The sequence below is a fragment of the Oerskovia paurometabola genome (genome assembly GCF_016907365.1).
Lineage (GTDB): Bacteria > Actinomycetota > Actinomycetes > Actinomycetales > Cellulomonadaceae > Oerskovia > Oerskovia paurometabola.
The window spans coordinates 2785051-2802511 of record NZ_JAFBBV010000001.1 but is presented as its reverse complement, the minus strand read 5'-3'; the positions used below and the strand labels follow the sequence as shown (position 1 = coordinate 2802511).

At 71.2% G+C, this 17461-nt stretch carries 15 protein-coding genes; 8 read left to right on the top strand and 7 right to left on the bottom strand.

What is annotated here, in order from left to right; translation table 11 throughout:
- Nucleotides 1-153: 153 nt before the first annotated feature.
- From leuA to JOD48_RS12705, 4 genes are all read left to right on the top strand, one after another.
- Complete coding sequence (leuA, locus tag JOD48_RS12720; protein ID WP_372440738.1) at nt 154-1929, top strand: 2-isopropylmalate synthase; 1776 nt, start codon at nt 154-156, stop codon at nt 1927-1929.
- A 170-nt stretch (nt 1930-2099) separates the two neighbouring features.
- Nucleotides 2100-2864: a DNA repair protein RecO gene (gene recO / locus JOD48_RS12715; protein WP_138824114.1), complete on the top strand. Its 765-nt coding sequence runs from the start codon at nt 2100-2102 to the stop codon at nt 2862-2864.
- Complete coding sequence (locus JOD48_RS12710) at nt 2864-3661, top strand: isoprenyl transferase (RefSeq protein WP_191788989.1); 798 nt, start codon at nt 2864-2866, stop codon at nt 3659-3661. The genes recO and JOD48_RS12710 overlap by 1 nt, the downstream gene beginning before the upstream one ends.
- 55 nt (nt 3662-3716) lie before the next feature.
- Complete coding sequence (locus tag JOD48_RS12705; protein WP_191788990.1) at nt 3717-4094, top strand: VOC family protein; 378 nt, start codon at nt 3717-3719, stop codon at nt 4092-4094.
- A gap of 5 nt (nt 4095-4099) precedes the next feature.
- On the opposite strand, the gene JOD48_RS12700 is transcribed toward JOD48_RS12705, so the two are convergent.
- From JOD48_RS12700 to JOD48_RS12680, 5 genes are read right to left on the bottom strand one after another with little or no spacing between them, the layout of a single operon-like run.
- Nucleotides 4100-4897, bottom strand: coding sequence for a DedA family protein (locus JOD48_RS12700; protein WP_307824131.1), 798 nt, complete (start codon nt 4895-4897; stop codon nt 4100-4102).
- On the bottom strand, nt 4894-5289 hold the full coding sequence (locus JOD48_RS12695) for a Fur family transcriptional regulator (RefSeq protein ID WP_191788991.1): 396 nt from the start codon (nt 5287-5289) through the stop codon (nt 4894-4896). Before JOD48_RS12695 ends, JOD48_RS12700 begins: the two co-directional genes overlap by 4 nt.
- Nucleotides 5277-6209: a metal ABC transporter permease gene (locus JOD48_RS12690; protein WP_204809413.1), complete on the bottom strand. Its 933-nt coding sequence runs from the start codon at nt 6207-6209 to the stop codon at nt 5277-5279. Before JOD48_RS12690 ends, JOD48_RS12695 begins: the two co-directional genes overlap by 13 nt.
- On the bottom strand, nt 6206-7087 hold the full coding sequence (locus JOD48_RS12685) for a metal ABC transporter ATP-binding protein (RefSeq protein WP_191788992.1): 882 nt from the start codon (nt 7085-7087) through the stop codon (nt 6206-6208). The genes JOD48_RS12690 and JOD48_RS12685 overlap by 4 nt, the downstream gene beginning before the upstream one ends.
- The gene (locus tag JOD48_RS12680) at nt 7084-8106 is read right to left on the bottom strand and encodes a metal ABC transporter substrate-binding protein (protein WP_204809411.1); all 1023 of its coding nucleotides are present in this window, start codon (nt 8104-8106) and stop codon (nt 7084-7086) included. Before JOD48_RS12680 ends, JOD48_RS12685 begins: the two co-directional genes overlap by 4 nt.
- 279 nt (nt 8107-8385) lie before the next feature.
- Between JOD48_RS12680 and JOD48_RS12675 the strand changes: the two genes are divergently transcribed.
- Nucleotides 8386-9774, top strand: coding sequence for a glycine--tRNA ligase (locus JOD48_RS12675; protein ID WP_191788994.1), 1389 nt, complete (start codon nt 8386-8388; stop codon nt 9772-9774).
- A gap of 94 nt (nt 9775-9868) precedes the next feature.
- The gene (gene dusB, locus JOD48_RS12670) at nt 9869-11080 is read left to right on the top strand and encodes a tRNA dihydrouridine synthase DusB (protein WP_372440737.1); all 1212 of its coding nucleotides are present in this window, start codon (nt 9869-9871) and stop codon (nt 11078-11080) included.
- Nucleotides 11081-11175: 95 nt separating this feature from the next.
- Here dusB and JOD48_RS12665 read toward each other — a convergent pair whose 3' ends face one another.
- Both JOD48_RS12665 and JOD48_RS12660 read right to left on the bottom strand, forming a co-directional pair.
- Complete coding sequence (locus JOD48_RS12665; RefSeq protein WP_191788995.1) at nt 11176-12981, bottom strand: glycoside hydrolase family 13 protein; 1806 nt, start codon at nt 12979-12981, stop codon at nt 11176-11178.
- Between the two features lie 197 nt (nt 12982-13178).
- Nucleotides 13179-14216, bottom strand: coding sequence for a LacI family DNA-binding transcriptional regulator (locus JOD48_RS12660; RefSeq protein WP_307824130.1), 1038 nt, complete (start codon nt 14214-14216; stop codon nt 13179-13181).
- 238 nt (nt 14217-14454) lie between these two features.
- Between JOD48_RS12660 and JOD48_RS12655 the strand changes: the two genes are divergently transcribed.
- A complete protein-coding gene (locus JOD48_RS12655; RefSeq protein ID WP_191788997.1) occupies nt 14455-15675 on the top strand; it encodes a sugar ABC transporter substrate-binding protein in 1221 nt (406 codons plus the stop codon).
- A 132-nt stretch (nt 15676-15807) separates the two neighbouring features.
- Nucleotides 15808-17460 (top strand): ABC transporter permease subunit, encoded by a 1653-nt coding sequence (locus JOD48_RS12650; protein WP_191788998.1) that lies wholly within the window; start codon nt 15808-15810, stop codon nt 17458-17460.
- Nucleotide 17461 lies beyond the last annotated feature (1 nt).

Here is a 17461-nt window from a genome sequence, read left to right as displayed (position 1 = left end):
ACCATCGCCCCGGACGGGAGTACAGTGGCAGCGTGCACGTGACTCAGCTGCTCCTCCTTCGTTGCCGCGACGAGGCCCTCTAGGCCGCATCCTCGTCGCGGTGGTCTGGTGTGCCGGCTGAACAGCACCGACGAAGAGATCGCGAAGGACATGATGAGCACCACGGCGCAGACCCCCCAGACCAGCACCCGCTCCGCACAGCAGCCGTCCGGCATGCCCGTGCACAAGTACGAGCCGTTCCACGAGCAGTTCGACGTGTCGCTGCCGGACCGGACGTGGCCGGACAGGCGCATCGAGAAGGCCCCGCGCTGGTGCGCGGTCGACCTGCGCGACGGCAACCAGGCGCTGATCGAGCCCATGAACGCCGAGCGCAAGCTGAAGATGTTCCAGCTGCTCGTCGAGATGGGCTACAAGGAGATCGAGGTCGGGTTCCCGTCGGCCTCGCAGACCGACTTCGACTTCGTGCGCCTGCTCATCGAGGAGGGGCACATCCCGGACGACGTCGTGATCCAGGTCCTGACGCAGTCCCGCGAGCACCTGATCGCCCGTACGTACGAGTCGCTGCGGGGCGCGAAGCAGGCGATCGTGCACCTGTACAACTCGACGTCGCGGCTCCAGCGCGAGGTCGTGTTCTGCACCGACCGTGAGGGAATCATCGCGATCGCGGTGAACGGCGCCAAGCTGTGCCGCAAGTTCGAGGAGACCATCCCGGAGACCACGGTCTTCTACGAGTACTCGCCCGAGTCCTACACGGGCACCGAGCTCGAGTTCGCCGTGGAGATCTGCAACGAGGTCATCGAGGTCTTCGAGCCGACGCCGGAGCGCAAGGTCATCATCAACCTGCCGGCGACGGTCGAGATGGCGACGCCCAACGTCTACGCCGACTCGATCGAGTGGATGAACCGGCACCTGGCGCACCGCGAGAACGTCGTCCTGTCGCTGCACCCGCACAACGACCGCGGGACGGCCGTGGCCGCCGCGGAGCTGGGCTACCAGGCCGGGGCGGACCGCATCGAGGGCTGCCTGTTCGGCAACGGCGAGCGCACGGGCAACGTCTGCCTGGTGACGCTCGGCATGAACCTGTTCAGCCAGGGCATCGACCCGGAGATCGACTTCTCCGACATGGACCGTATCCGTCGCACGGTCGAGCACTGCAACCAGATCGCCGTGCACGAGCGTCACCCGTACGCGGGCGACCTGGTCTTCACCGCGTTCTCGGGCTCGCACCAGGACGCGATCAAGAAGGGCCTGGACGCCATGGCCGCGGAGGCCGAGGCTGCGGGCAAGGGCGTCGACGACCTGGTCTGGGGCGTGCCGTACCTGCCGATCGACCCCAAGGACGTGGGCCGGTCGTACGAGGCAGTGATCCGCGTCAACTCGCAGTCGGGCAAGGGCGGTATCTCGTACCTGCTGCAGTCCGAGCGCCACCTGGACCTGCCGCGTCGCCTGCAGATCGAGTTCTCGCGCGTCGTCCAGGCGTTCACGGACGCCGGGGGCCAGGAGGTCACGGGCGACGACATCTGGCGGATCTTCTCGGACGAGTACCTGCCGGTCGCTCCTGAGTCGGGCCTGGAGCCGTGGGGCCGGCTGAAGCTGCGGGGGACCCGCGCGGCGTCGTCGGAGGACGGCCCGGACACCCTGGCGGTCGACGTGCTGGACCGTGGTGAGCACCTGACACTCGAGGGCTCGGGCAACGGTCCGGTCGCGGCGTTCGTCGACGCGATCGCGCAGGTGGGTGTCGAGGTCCGTGTCCTGGACTACGCCGAGCACGCGCTCTCGGAGGGCGGTGACGCGACGGCCGCCGCGTACGTCGAGTGCCAGGTCGGCGACGACGTGCTGTGGGGCGTCGGGATCGACCCGTCGATCACCACGGCCTCGCTGAAGGCGATCGTCTCGGCCGTGAACCGCGCGGAGCGCTCCGAGGGCTGATCCCTTCCGTCGAGGGGTCCCGTGCCGGCGGCACGGGACCCCTCGACGTGTCTGCACCTGCGCCTCGCGTGGTGGTACGCACACAGCGGGCGCGCACCGGGCACGTACCGGGCACTCACCGGGCACGGACCGTGCACCGGGACGTCGGTGGCATGACGGACAATGGGGGAGTGGTCCTCTACCGAGACGAAGCGATCGTCCTGCGCGCCCAGAAGCTGGGCGAGGCGGACCGCATCGTCACCCTGCTCACGCGCGAGAACGGCAAGGTCCGGGCCGTGGGCAAGGGCGTGCGCCGCACGTCCTCGCGCTTCGGGGCGCGGCTCGAGCCGTTCATGTTCGTCGACGTCCAGCTCCACGTGGGCAGGTCGCTCGACGTCGTGACGCAGGCGGAGACCGTGGGGCCCTATGCGCGCGCGATCTGCGAGGACTACGGCCTGTACACGGCGGGGGCCGCGATGCTGGAGACGGCCGAGCGGCTCGTCGAGGCCGAGAAGGAGCCTGCCGTCCAGCAGTTCTGGCTGCTCGCCGGAGCGCTGCGGTCGCTCGCGGGGCACGCGCACGCGCCGGGCCTGGTGCTCGACTCCTACCTCCTGCGCGCCTTCGCGGTCGCCGGGTGGGCGCCGAGCTTCACCGACTGCTCGCGCTGCGGCGAGCCCGGCCCGCACCGGTCGTTCGCGGTGGCGCTGGGCGGGGCGGTCTGCTCACGGTGCAGGCCGCCGGGGTCGACGTCCCCGGCCCCCGAGACCTTCTCCCTGCTCGCGGCGCTGCTCGCGGGCGAGTGGGACGTGGCGGACGCGTCGGACGTGCGCCACCGCAAGGAAGCCAGCGGCCTCGTGGCCGCCTACAGCCAATATCACCTGGAGAGAACGTTGCGATCACTGCGGATGGTGGAACGAGACGACGCGGGTACTCCGCGGGCCGGGGGAGAGGCCTGATGGGGCGAGGGATCCAGCCGCCCCCGCCGCACCCGTCGGGGGCGACGGCGCCGAACATCCCGGCCCGGTTCGTGCCGAACCACGTCGCGATCGTCATGGACGGCAACGGTCGGTGGGCCAACGAGCGGGGGCTCCCGCGCACCGAGGGGCACAAGGCCGGGGAGGCCGCGCTGCTCGACGTCGTGGCGGGCGCGATCGAGATCGGCGTCAAGCACGTCTCGGCGTACGCGTTCTCGACCGAGAACTGGAAGCGCTCACCCGAGGAGGTCCGCTTCCTCATGCAGTTCAACCGGGACGTGATCAGGCGCCGTCGTGACGAGATGAGCAGCTGGGGCGTGCGCATGCGCTGGGCGGGGCGTCGGCCGCGTCTGTGGGGCTCGGTCATCAAGGAGCTCGAGGACGCCGAGCGGCTCACCAAGGACAACGACACGTGCACGCTCACGATGTGCGTGAACTACGGCGGGCGCGCCGAGATCGCGGACGCCGCGCAGGCCATCGCGCGGGAGGTCGCCGCGGGCCGGCTCGACCCGAGGAAGGTCACCGAGAAGACGGTCGCGAAGTACCTGGACGAGCCCGACCTGCCGGACGTGGACCTGTTCCTGCGGTCCTCGGGCGAGCAGCGGACGTCGAACTTCATGATCTGGCAGGCCGCGTACGCCGAGATGGTCTTCCTGCCAGAGCACTGGCCCGACGTCGACCGGCGCAGCCTGTGGCGTGCGGTCGAGGAGTACGCGAGCCGTGACCGGCGCTACGGCGGGGCGATCGACAAGTCGGCAGAGTCGGCCGACATCCCCTGACCTGGCGGGCTTCGACCGTGTGCACGTGTCGGTGCCCCTCGCTACCCTGCCGGGTATGACTCTTTCGATCGGTATGGTCACGGTGGACTCGACCGACCCGCGCCCGCTGGCGCAGTGGTGGGCCCGGCAGACGGGCGGGAAGGTGATCGACGAGGCCGACGGCTGGTTCCTCGAGGTCGTCCCCTCCCAGGAGGGCACGGGGCCCGTGCTGGGGTTCCAGAAGGTCGAGGACCCGACGCCCGGCAAGAACAGGATCCACCTCGACGCGTCGACCGCCGACCGTGCGGCGGAGGTCGCGCGCCTGCTGGCGGACGGAGCCTCGCTGGTCGCCGAGCACACGATCCCCGGCTACCGGTGGTCGGTGCTCGCGGACCCGCAGGGCAACCAGTTCTGCGTGGGCGAGGCGGACGAGAGCGCGACCGAGATCTCCTGAGGAGCTCAGTCGCGCTCGGGCTCCGCGGGCTCGGCCGAGGGGTCCGCGGGGTCGCTGCGCGTACGACGCGCCTGCGTGGGGCCGGGGCCGTCGTCCGGGGCGTCGAGCAGCAGGTCCGCGACGTCACCGAACGGGTTGCTCCCGGTCGTCCGCGGCGGCCCGTCCGTCGCCTCGGTCCTGGCCGGGGCGTCGTTGCCCGACGACGTCGCGAGGGTCGCGTCGTCGTCGCGGGCGGCACGTGAGCGGCGTCGCCGCGACGCGACGACGACCCATGCCACGAGCCCGGCGACGAGCAGCACGAGCACGACCAGCCCGACCGGGCTGCCTGCCGCGAGCAGCACGGCCGTGTTGAACGCCGCGATCCCGATCGTCGTCCAGATGGCAGCCCAGATCGCGCACCCCGGCAGCAGCGCCGCGAGGTAGCGCGGGAGCCGCATGCGCGTGTAGCCCGCCGTCAGGTTGATGACGGTCTGGACCCCGACCGTGAAGAACGACAGGGTGACCGCGATGGGCCCCCACTTGTTGATCGTGGCGATCGCCCGCTGGGCGCGCTCGCTCTCGAGGCGGCGGGCCCACCGGGTGTTGCCCGTGCCGCGAGCGACGCCGCGACCGACCCAGTACGTGGCCTGCGCGCGGACGAACACGATCGCGAAGGCCGCGGCGTAGATGATCCAGTACGGGACCCCGTCGATCGTGAAGATCCCCGTCGAACCGTCCGCCGCGGTGACGACCTCCACGCCCCGCGCGAGGGAGGGCGCGGACGTGAGCGACGCCGTCGGGCCCAGGAGGAGCAGCACGCTCACGACGCCTGCTTCGCGCGGCACGCCTCGCACGTGCCGAAGAGCTCGATCGTGTGCTGGATGTCCGTGAAGCCGTGCGCGGATCCCACCTGGGAGGCCCAGGTCTCGACGGTCGGGCCGTCGATCTCGACGGCCTTGCCGCACGAGCGGCACACCAGGTGGTGGTGGTGCTCGGTCCGCTCGCACTTGCGGTACAGGCTCTCGCCGTCCTCGGTGCGCAGGACGTCGACGTCTCCGCCGTCGGCCAGGGTCTGCAGGGTGCGGTAGACGGTCGCCAGACCCACGGCATCGCCGCGAGCGCGCAGCAGCTCGTGGAGCTGTTGCGCGCTGCGGAAGTCGGGCAGGTCCTCCAGGGCCTCGGAGACCGCTGCCCGTTGACGGGTCATGCGCTGCATCGCTCGCCACCTTCCACGTGGACGTCGTCGGGGATGTCGGGGTGCGGGTCGTGCGACGTGCGCGGCCTGCGCCGCACGAGCACGGGCCGCAGGACCGCCACGACCGCGTAGAGGGCGATCGCCAGGACGACGATCGTGGCCCCCGGGGACAGAGTCTGCCAGTACGTGACGGACAGCCCGACCACGCAGACCACGACGCCGATCACCATGGCCAGCGCCATGGTCCGTCGGAAGGAGATCGTCACGAGCTGCGCGATCGCGACGGGCACGATCATGAGGGCGCTCACGAGCAGCAGGCCGACGACACGCATGGCCACGGTCACGGTGAGGGCCGCGATGACGGCGATCGCGATGTTGAGGGCCCGGACCGGCAGTCCCGAGGCCCGCGAGAACTCCTCGTCGTAGCTCACGGCGAACAGCGCGGCGCGCAGCCCCATGCCGACCGCGAGAATGAGCACTCCCAGGATCAGGGTCAGCCACAGGTCGGTCGGGGAGACGCTCGAGATCGACCCGAACAGGTACTGCATGAGGTTGCCCGAGCTGCCGCCGGCGACGCCGATGAGCAGGACGCCGCCCGCGATGCCGCCGTAGAACATCAGGGCCAGCGCCACGTCACCGCTCGTGCGGCCGCGCTCGCGCACGATCTCGATGATCACGGAGCCGATCACGGCCGCGACGACCGCACCGGGGATGGCGAGGGCGTCGTCGGGCACGACGCCCATGGCGCCGCCGACGAGCCAGCCCAGGGCCACGCCCGTGAGGGCCACGTGCCCGATCCCGTCGCCGAGCAGCGACAGCTTGCGCTGCACGAGGTAGGTCCCCATGACCGGCGCGGTCACGCCGACCAGCACGGCCGCGACGAGCGCGCGCTGCATGAAGGGGTCGGTGAGCATCCCGACCAGCTCGTCGAGGGCGTTCATGAGGCGGCTCCACGGTCGATGCGGGCGGGGGCGGGGTTGTGGTGCGTGAGCGGGGCGTCGATGAGGCCCATGTCGATCCCGGCGGAGGTGCCGTGCTCGGCGTCGTCCCCGTGCGGGTGCAGGTGCTCGTGGTCGGGGCCGGCGTGCTCGGCGGTCGCCTGCGGCGGGGCGCCGTCGTGCACCACGAGGCCGTGCCGCAGGACCACGCACCGCTGGATGAGGGGCGCGAGCGCGCCCAGCTCGTGCAGGACGACCAGGACCGTCATGCCACCGCGCGTGAGCTCGGTGAGCGTCGCGGCGAACGCTTCCTGGCTGGGCTGGTCGACGCCCGCGACGGGCTCGTCGAGGATGAGCAGCTCGGGGCTGCGCGCCAGCGCCCGGGCGATGAGGACCCGCTGCTGCTGCCCGCCCGAGAGCTCGTGCACGGCGCTCTGTGCCCGGTCGGCGAGGCCCACGCGGTCGAGCGCCTCGCGCGCCGTGGTGCGCCAGCCGCGCGGCAGGCGGATGCGACGGCCGTGGAGCAGGCCTGAGGCGACGACCTCCTCGGCCGTCGACGGGACGCCCGTCTGCGCCGAGACGCGCTGCGGCACGTACCCCAGGTGCGCCCAGGGGACCCGGGGGCCGAGCTCGGCCCCCAGGAGACGGACGTGCCCCGCCGCGAGCGGGACGATGCCCACGAGGGACTTCACGAGCGTCGACTTGCCCGAGCCGTTCGCGCCGAGCAGCGCGACGACCTCGCCGCGCTCGACCGTGAGGTCGACGCCGCGCAGGATGTCGCTGCTGCCGAGCCGCACGTGCACGCCGCGGGCCTCGATCGCGGGTGTCCCCGCGGCGCGGTCCGCGGGGTGGTCCGGAGAGGTCAGGGACGAGGTGCTCATGCGCAGGTCAGGCCGGTGCGCAGCGCCTCCAGGTTGGTCCGCATGACGCCAAGGTAGTCGGTCCCGTCCTTGCTCAGGCCTTCGAGCGGGTCGAGCACCGCGGCCTGGACCCCGACGTCCCGCGCGAGGGTCTGGGTCACCTTGGGGCTCGTGAGGGTCTCGAAGAAGATCGTGGTCACGCCGTGGTCGCGGATGATGTCGGCGACCTCGCGCAGCCGGGCGGGAGAGGGCTCGGCCTCGGGGTCGATCCCCGTGATCCCGACCTGCTCGAGCCCGTAGCGCTCGGCGAGGTAGCCGAACGCCTCGTGCGACGTGACGAGGTACGGGCTCGCGCAGCTCGCGAGGCCGGCCTCGTACTCGGCGTCGAGCGCGGTCAGGTCGGCCGTGAGGGTCTCCAGGTTGGCCGCGTACTCGTCGGCGCCGTCGGGGTCGACCGCGCTCAGCTCGGCCGCGACCTGCTCGGCGACCGGGACCAGGCGGGCGGGGTCGAGCCAGAAGTGCGGGTCGAGGCCGCCTTCCGACGTGTGGTCGTGCCCGTCGTCCGCGTGGTCGTCGTGCGCGGCGTGCTCGTCCTCGGTGGCCGTCCCCTCGGCCGCGTCCGTGGTCGACTCGCCCGGGTGCTCCTCGAGGCCTGCGGCCTCGGTCGCGTCCACGAGGTGTGCCGGGTCGCGGGCGTCGACGGCTTCGTCGACCGCGGCCTGGAAGCCGGACTGGTAGACCACGAGGTCGGCCGTTCCGATCGAGCGGGCCTGGGCGGGGGAGAGCTCGAGGTCGTGGGGCTCCGCTGCGGGCGGCGTGAGGTTGGCGACCGTGACCCGGTCGCCGCCGACGCGCTCGGCCACGAACTGCAGGGGGTAGAACGAGGCGAGCACGTCGACGGCACCGTCCGCGCCGTCCGGCCCCCCCGACCCGCCGCCGCCCGACGTGCCCCCGGACCCGCAGGCCGCCAGGGTGAGCGTCGTCGCGAGGGCGACGGACGTGGCGAGGGCAGCGCGGTGGCGGAGGAGGTGGCGGGGCATGGCATCCATCGTCACTGATATTGATAACGAATGTCAACAAGGGTCGGTGTGGCCTGGCCGACACCCCACCCGGGGGAACCGCCGGCCCGACGGCGCCGCTCACCGTCGGGCCGGCGCGCCCCCTCGTGCGCTCTCCCCCCAGGGAAAGACCGAGTAACCTGGGACGTTGGTGCCCGCGGGGCCGTCCGCCTCACGGCGACGGCCGGGGCACCGGCGTCCCGCAACGTCCCGCACGAAGCCACGTGCGGGGTACGCACGATTTCCCTGGAGTGATCAACTGTGGCCACTGCGCCTTCTCGACTCGATGCCGTCGTCTCCCTCGCCAAGCGGCGCGGGTTCGTCTTCCCCTCGGGCGAGATCTACGGCGGTACCCGGTCCGCCTGGGACTACGGGCCGCTCGGCACCGAGCTCAAGGAGAACATCAAGAAGCAGTGGTGGCGCACCATGGTCACGAGCCGTGACGACGTGGTGGGCCTCGACTCCTCCGTGATCCTCCCGCGCGAGGTCTGGGTCGCCTCGGGCCACGTCGGCGTCTTCACCGACCCGCTCACCGAGTGCCTCTCGTGCCACAAGCGGTTCCGCGAGGACCAGATGATCGAGGAGTTCGAGGAGAAGAAGGGCCGCGCCCCCGAGGGCGGCCTCGCCGAGATCGCCTGCCCCAACTGCGGCACGCGCGGCCAGTGGACCGAGCCCCGCGACTTCAACATGATGCTCAAGACGTACCTCGGCCCGGTCGAGGACGAGTCCGGGATGCACTACCTGCGCCCCGAGACCGCGCAGGGCATCTTCGTGAACTTCCAGAACGTCGTCGGCGCGGCCCGCAAGAAGCCGCCCTTCGGCATCGGCCAGATCGGCAAGTCGTTCCGCAACGAGATCACGCCGGGCAACTTCATCTTCCGCACGCGCGAGTTCGAGCAGATGGAGATGGAGTTCTTCGTCGAGCCCGGGACGGACGAGGAGTGGCACCAGTACTGGATCGACCTGCGCACCAACTGGTACGTCGACCTCGGCATCGACCGCGACAACCTGCGCCTCTACGAGCACCCGAAGGAGAAGCTGTCGCACTACTCGACCCGCACGGTCGACATCGAGTACCGCTTCGGCTTCAAGGGCTCCGAGTGGGGCGAGCTCGAGGGCGTCGCGAACCGCACGGACTTCGACCTCAAGACGCACTCCGAGCACTCCGGCAAGGACCTCACCTACCGTGACCCGGTCACCAACGAGAAGTACGTGCCGTACGTCATCGAGCCCGCCGCGGGCCTGACGCGTTCGCTCATGGCCTTCCTCGTCGAGTCGTACCACGAGGAGGAGGCGCCCAACGCGAAGGGCGGCACCGACGTCCGCACGGTGCTCCGGCTCGACCCGCGTCTCGCGCCCGTCAAGGCCGCGGTCCTGCCGCTGAGCCGCAACGAGCAGCTCTCGCCCAAGGCGCGCGACCTGGCCGCCGAGCTGCGCAAGTTCTGGAACGTCGACTTCGACGACGCCGGGGCGATCGGCCGCCGCTACCGCCGCCAGGACGAGATCGGCACCCCGTTCTGCATCACGGTCGACTTCGACACGCTCGACGACCAGGCCGTGACGATCCGTCACCGGGACACCATGGCCCAGGAGCGCGTCGCGCTCGACCAGGTCACCGCGTACCTGGGCGCCCGCCTCCTCGGCGCCTAGCACGCCCGCCCCTCCGGGGCCGGAGAAGGGCCGCCGTCCACCCGTGGACGGCGGCCCTTTTTCTCCTGCCGGGGGTTGGTGGGAGAATGGCCGGGTGACCCTCCCCACCCTTTCCGACGCCACGCGTGCGCCCGAGACCCCGGCGCCCGCAACCGGACACGTGCTGCCGCCCCTGCGGATCGGGCCCCACGTCGTCGAGACCCCCGTCGTCCTGGCCCCCATGGCGGGCGTGACCAACGCCGCCTTCCGTCGGCTGTGCCGCGAGCACGGCGCAGGCCTGTACGTCGCCGAGATGGTGACCAGCCGTGCGCTCGTCGAGCGCAACGAGGAGTCGCTGCGCATCGTCACGTTCGAGGACGACGAGAAGACCCGCTCGGCCCAGGTCTACGGCGTGGACCCCGCGACGGTCGGCGCCGCGGTCAAGATCATCGCGGGCGAGGACCGGGCGGACCACGTCGACCTCAACTTCGGCTGCCCCGTGCCCAAGGTCACGCGCAAGGGCGGCGGCTCGGCGCTGCCGTGGAAGAGGGACCTGTTCACCTCGATCGTGCGCGCTGCGGTCAAGGCGGCCGAGCCGTACGGCGTGCCCGTCACGATCAAGATGCGCAAGGGCATCGACGACGACCACCTGACGTACCTCGAGGCCGGGCTCATCGCCCAGCGCGAGGGCGTCGCGGCCGTGGCCCTGCACGCGCGGACCGCCGCCGACTACTACAGCGGCACCGCGGACTGGTCCGCCATCGCGCGCCTCAAGGAGACCGTGACCGAGATCCCGGTCCTCGGCAACGGCGACATCTGGTCGGCCGAGGACGCCGTGCGCATGGTGCGGGAGACGGGATGCGACGGCGTCGTCGTCGGGCGCGGGTGCCAGGGGCGGCCCTGGCTCTTCGCGGACCTGGCCGCGGCCTTCTCCGGCTCGGACGCGCGCGTGACGCCCGGCCTGCGCGAGGTCGCCGAGACCATCTACCGCCACGGCGAGCTCATGATCGAGTACTTCGGCGGGGACGAGGGCAAGGGGATGCGGGACCTGCGCAAGCACATGGCCTGGTACCTCAAGGGCTATGCGGTGGGCGGCGAGGCGCGTCAGGGTCTCGCGATGGTCTCGACGCTCGACGAGCTGCGGGGCAAGCTCGACGCGCTCGACCTCGACCAGCCCTACCCGGGCGAGGCCGCCGAGGGGCAGCGCGGCCGCGCCGGCTCGCCCAAGAAGCCACACCTGCCGTACGGCTGGCTCGACTCGCGCGAGCTCTCCGAGGAGTTCGAGGAGAAGCTGCGCGAGGCCGAGCTGAGCGTCTCCGGCGGCTGAGGCCACGGCAGGCACGACGACGGCCCGGCGCCGGAGGAGATCCTCCGGTACCGGGCCGTCGTCGTGCGGGCCGTCGGGCAGCCCGGGCTACCAGGTCACGCGCGGAACCACACCGTGGTGTCGGAGGGCACGCGCACCTGCGGGTCGGCGCTGCGGTCGGAGAACGTGGGTCCGCTCTCGACCAGCACCTGCGCGCCGCGGGGCAGGACGACGGGCTCGGAGCCCAGGTTCGCCAGGACCACCACGTCGCCGTTGCGGAACGCGATCACGTCGGTCGAGTCCGCGTAGGCGTCGACCCAGGCGAGCGAGCCCGCGCCGAGGTTCTCGGCCTTGCGGATCTCGAGCGCGGCCTTGTACATCTCGAACGTCGAGCCGGCGACGCCGTACTGCGCGTCGGCCGCGAGGGCCTTGTAGGACTCGGGCTGGGGGAGCCAGGTCTTGCCCGTGGGGCCGAACCCGAGGCCGGGGGCCTCGGCCGACCAGGGGAGCGGCACGCGGCAGCCGTCGCGGCCCGCCTCGGCGCCCTCGGTGCGGAAGAACGCGGGGTCCTCGCGGACCTCGTTCGGCAGCGACGTGTGCTCGGGCAGCCCGAGCTCCTCGCCCTGGTACAGGTAGGAGCTGCCCGGCAGGCCGAGCATGAGCAGGCTCGCGGCGCGGGCCCGGCGCAGGCCGAGCTCCTCGTCGGGCTGGGGCTCGTGCGCGAAGATCCCGTTGGGGCGCAGGCCCGGCTCGGCCAGGCCCAGGCGCGAGGGGTGGCGCACGACGTCGTGGTTCGACAGCACCCAGGTGGTGGGCGCGCCGACCTCGTCGGACGCGTTGAGCGACGCGGCGACGACAGCGCGCAGCGGGGCGGCGTCCCAGGCCGTGGTGAGGAACGAGAAGTTGAAGGCCTGGTGCATCTCGTCGGGGCGCACGTAGCGTGCCAGTCGCGAGAGCGGCTCGACCCAGGCCTCGGCGACGAGGGCGCGGTCGCCGTCGTACTCGGCGAGGACCTTGTGCCAGGCGCGGTAGATGTCGTGCACGCCGTCCTGGTCGAACATGGGGCCGGAGTTGCCGGCGCCGGTCGAGCCGTCCTCGGGGGCGCCCGTGTCGGTGCCCTCGACCATCGAGACGGTGCCGTCCCAGTCGGGCAGACCGTCCTGCTTGACCATGCCGTGCGCGACGTCGATGCGGAAACCGTCCACACCCTTGTCGAGCCAGAAGCGCAGGACGTCCTCGAACTCGGCGCGGACCTCGGGGTTGCTCCAGTCGAGGTCGGGCTGGGTCGAGTCGAACATGTGCAGGTACCACTGGCCGGGCACCTCGCCCTCGGCGCCGGTCACGACGTGCGCGTCCGCGCCAGCGGTCACACGGGTCCAGGCCGGGCCGCCGAAGATCGACTGCCAGTTGTTCGGGGGCAGCTCGCCGTTCTCGCCCTTGCCCTCGCGGAACAGGTAGCGGGCACGCTCGGGCGAGCCCTCGGGGGCGGCGAGCGCCTCGACGAACCAGGCGTGCTGGTCCGACGTGTGGTTCGGGACGACGTCGACGATGACGCGGATGCCCATCTCGTGGGCCTTCGCGAGCATCTCGTCGAAGTCGGCGAGCGTGCCGAACAGCGGGTCGACGTCGCGGTAGTCGGAGACGTCGTAGCCGGCGTCCTTCTGGGGCGAGCGGTAGAAGGGCGAGAGCCAGACGGCGTCGATCCCGAGCGCCTTGAGGTGCGGCAGGCGGGCGGTCACCCCGGGCAGGTCGCCGATCCCGTCGCCGTTGCCGTCCGCGAAGGAGCGCGGGTAGACCTGGTAGATCACGGCGTCGCGCCACCACTCGCCCGGGCCCTCGTGGGCGGCGTGGACGAGCTGGGTGGCGGTGAGCGCCGTGGCGGAGTCGACCTCGGGCGCCGTGGTCGAATCGATACGAGACATGGAGTACAGGTCCTCACTGTGCGGGGTGTGGCTGGGTGCTGCGAGTTCTGGGTGGCGCCGGGCCGTGCACCGGCTGCGGTACGACGGTCCGAGCGGGGATCCGGGCGCGAGCGCCTCGGGGATCACCGGAACGGCGACCGAGGGCGCGACAGAAGGGCTGTCGCGTCGAGCCGTCGTCCGAGTGTAAGCGCTTGCGGCTAGGGGTTGTCGAGTCGACCGCTCGGCGCGGCGCCCGTCGACCCGCGCACGATCAGCTCCGGCTGGAACAACAGCTCCGACCGGGGCGCCCGGTCGCCGGAGATCTCCGTGAGCAGCGCGCTGATGGCCGCCTGGCCCATCGCGGCGACCGGCTGGCGCACGGTCGTGAGCGGCGGGTCCGTGAACGCGATGAGCGGCGAGTCGTCGTAGCCGACGACCGACACGTCCTCGGGGACGCGTAGCCCGCGCGACCGTGCGGCACGGATGGCGCCGAGCGCCATGAGGTCCGAGCCGCACACGATCGCGGTGTGTCCCGAGTCGATGAGCTCGCCGGCCGCGGCCTGCCCGCCCTCGACCGTGAAGAGCGTGACCACGATGTGCTCGGAGGCCTGGTCGGCGTCGTCGACCAGCCCGTGCCGCACGAGGGAGTCCGCGAAGCTCGCCAGCTTGCGCTGGGCCGGGACGAAGCGTCCCGGACCGATCGCGAGACCGATCTTGCGGTGCCCCAGCGACTGCAGGTGGCGCACCGAGAGCTCGACGCTCGCGACGTCGTCGGGCGAGACGAACGGGGCGTCCACGCCCGGTGCGTAGCCGTTGACGAGCACGATCGGCATGCCGCGGCTGCGCAGGCGCTCGTAGCGCTCGTGGCTGGCCTGGGTGTCGGCGTGGAGGCCGGAGATGAAGACGATGCCGTCGACCGCGTGGTCGAGCAGCATCTCGACGTACTCGTCCTCGGTGGTGCCGCCCGGCGACTGCGTGCACAGCAGGGGCGTGTAGCCGTGCTCCGAGAGCAGGGACTCGACGACCTGGGCGAACGCGGGGAAGACGGGGTTCGTCAGCTCCGGGACGATCAGGCCGACCAGGCCGGCGGAACGGTTGCGGAGCTTCTCCGGGCGTTCGTACCCGAGGAGGTCGAGAGCGGCGAGGACGGCCTGGCGCGTCTCGCTCGCAACGCCGACCTTGCCGTTGAGGACGCGCGAGACCGTCGCAGTACTGACGCCGGCCTGCTCGGCCAGATCTGTGAGACGGGTACGCACGTGGGGGAGTGTAGGGGACACCGGACCTCCTCGTCCTGGTTGCTCGCGGGCTGGATGTCGCAGTCCCGGAGGCGGTGCGCGATGAGCTGTTTCACCGTGATGTGCAATGCGTTGCATGAAAGTTACCGCAAGCGCTTGCATCATGGCTACCCGGCGTCGTACGGTCGTCCCCATCAGGGCCGAGGAGGGCAGGTTCGCCACCCTCGGCTGACATCTCGATTGCTTGGGAGTGACTCAGATGCGACGGAGCATCCTTCTTGCCGCAGCGCTCGGCACCACGCTGGCGCTCACAGCCTGCTCCGGCGGCGGTAGCGGAGACGACCCCACCACGGGGTCCGAGGACACGACTGGTGCGCTGACGGTCTGGGTCGACGAGACCCGCCAGGCCGCGGTCACCGATGCCGCGAAGGCCTTCGAGACCGAGACCGGCACCAAGGTCGAGGTCGTCCTCAAGAACTTCGACGACATCCGCGCGGACTTCCTCGCGCAGGTCCCGACGGGCAAGGGCCCCGACATCACGGTCGGCGCGCACGACTGGCTCGGCGAGTTCACGACCAACGGTGTCGTCGCACCGCTCGAGCTGGGCGACAAGGCCGCCGAGTTCGAGAAGGTCTCGATCGAGGCCTTCACGCAGGACGGCCAGGTCTACGGCCTGCCCTACGCGACCGAGAACATCGCCCTGATCCGCAACACCGCGCTCGCCGCGACCGCCCCCGCCACGTGGGACGAGGCCGTCGCCGCCGGCCAGGCCGCCGGGACCAAGTTCCCGATCCTCGTCCAGTCGGACGGCGCCAAGGGTGACCCCTACACGCACTACCCGTTCCAGACGTCGTTCGGCGCCCCCGTGTTCGCGCAGAACGAGGACGGCTCCTACAGCTCCGAGCTCGCGATGGGCGGCCCCGAGGGCCAGGCGTTTGCGACGTGGCTCGGTGCGCAGGGCGCAGCCGGCACGCTCAGCCAGGACACGACGTACGACATCGCGGTCGAGGCCTTCAAGAACGGCGAGTCGCCCTTCATCGTCGGCGGCCCGTGGATGATCGAGTCCTTCGAGGGCCTGGACCTCGCGATCGACCCGATCCCGAGCGCCGGTGGCCAGACCGCGCAGCCGTTCGTGGGCGTGCAGGGCTTCTACCTCAGCAACCAGAGCAAGAACGCGCTCGTCGCCAACGACTTCCTCGTCAACTTCCTCTCGACCGAGGAGGCCCAGACGGCCCTGTACAAGGCGGGCAACCGTTCGCCGGCCCTCACCGTCTCGGCTGACAAGGCCGCCGCGGAGGACCCGATCATCGCCGGCTTCCGTGCCGTCGGTGCTGACGCCCTGCCCATGCCCTCGATCCCCGAGATGGCTTCCGTGTGGAGCTTCTGGGGCGTGACCGAGGCAGCGATCGTCGGCGGTGCCGACCCGATCACCACCTGGGACAAGATGATCGCCGACATCCAGGCAGCGATCGGTTCCTGATCACCTGACACCCTGGCCGTGGCGCCCCGACGGGCGCCACGGCCGCGGGTCGTCGGCGCAGCCCGCACGAGCGGCGCTGCGCCAGCCCCATGACGCGGGCCGGTACCCGTGTCGCACGACTACGGAGGCTCGATGTCCGCCCCACAGATCACGCCCACCGACACCGCCGTCGGCGCTCCGGAGGACTCCGGGCCGCCCGAGGGGCCCCGCCGGTCACGCCCGCGCCGGGACCGCGACGGGTCGCACGCCCGGAACTACAGCCCCGGGTTCTTCGCCAAGCTCGCCCTCATGGCCGTCATCGACGCGCTGGGCGTGTACGTGGTCTGGTCCGCGTGGACGGCCGAGTCGTACGGCATCCTCGCCGCGTCGGCGGCCATGCTGATCGCGGCCAACTGGGTCTACTTCTCCAAGCGCGCGCTGCCGCTCAAGTACATCCTGCCGGGCCTGATCTTCCTGCTGGCCTATCAGATCTTCGTGGTGGCCTACACGGGCTACATCGCCTTCACCAACTACGGCACGGGGCACAACTCGACCAAGGAGCAGGCCATCGAGGCCCTGCTCGTCCAGAACGAGCGCCGCGTCGAGGGCTCCGAGTCGGCCCCGCTCACGGTCGTCGAGGACGGCGGCACGCTCGCCTTCGCGATCGTCACCCCTGACGGAGACGTCGAGGTCGGCTCGGCCGAGCAGCCCCTGACCGTGGTCGAGGACGCGACGGTCGAGGCCGGCCGCGCGACCGAGGTCCCCGGGTACACGGTCCTCGAGCGTGGCCAGGTGCTCCAGCGCCAGGAGGAGGTCACGAACCTCCGCGTGCCCGTGTCCGACGACCCGGAGGACGGGTCGATCCGTACCCCGGACGCGATGACCGGGTTCGTCTACACGTCGACGCTCGAGTACGACGACGCGAGCGACACCATGACGGACACGACGACCGGCACGGTCTACACCCCCAACGACGACGGCCAGTTCGAGGCCGCGGACGGCACGACGCTCGCCGTCGGCTGGCGCGTGGCGGTCGGGTTCGACAACTTCGTCACCGCCTTCTCCGACGGGCGCTACGCGCAGCCCTTCGTCAAGATCCTCGCGTGGACGTTCGTCTTCGCGATCGGGTCCGTGGCGACCACGTTCCTGCTGGGACTGTTCCTCGCGATCACGTTCAACGACGTGCGCATGCGCGGTCGCAAGATCTACCGCGTGCTCATGATCCTGCCGTACGCGATCCCGGGCTTCCTCGCGGCGCTGCTGTGGTCGGGTCTGCTCAACACGCGGTTCGGCTTCATCAACGAGGTCCTGCTCGGGGGAGCGGAGATCCCGTGGCTCACCGACCCGGTGCTCGCGAAGCTCTCGGTGCTCTTCGTGAACCTCTGGCTCGGCTTCCCCTACATGTTCCTGATCTGCACGGGCGCGCTGCAGTCGCTGCCGTCGGACGTCATGGAGGCCGCGAAGATCGACGGCGCGGGCCGCTGGCGGACCTGGCGCTCGGTCACGCTGCCGCTGCTGCTCATCTCCACGGCGCCGCTGCTGATCTCGTCGTTCGCGTTCAACTTCAACAACTTCACGCTCATCTACATGCTCACCGGGGGCGGTCCACGGTTCGGGGACGCCTCGGTCCCGCTGGGGCACACCGACATCCTGATCTCGATGGTCTACCAGATCTCCGGGGTCGACGGGTCGGCTCCGAAGAACTTCGGGCTCGCGAGCGCGCTGTCGATCGTCATCTTCGTGATCGTCGGCACCATCTCTGCCCTGGCCTTCCGGAGCACCCGCAAGTTCGAGGAGATCAACTGAC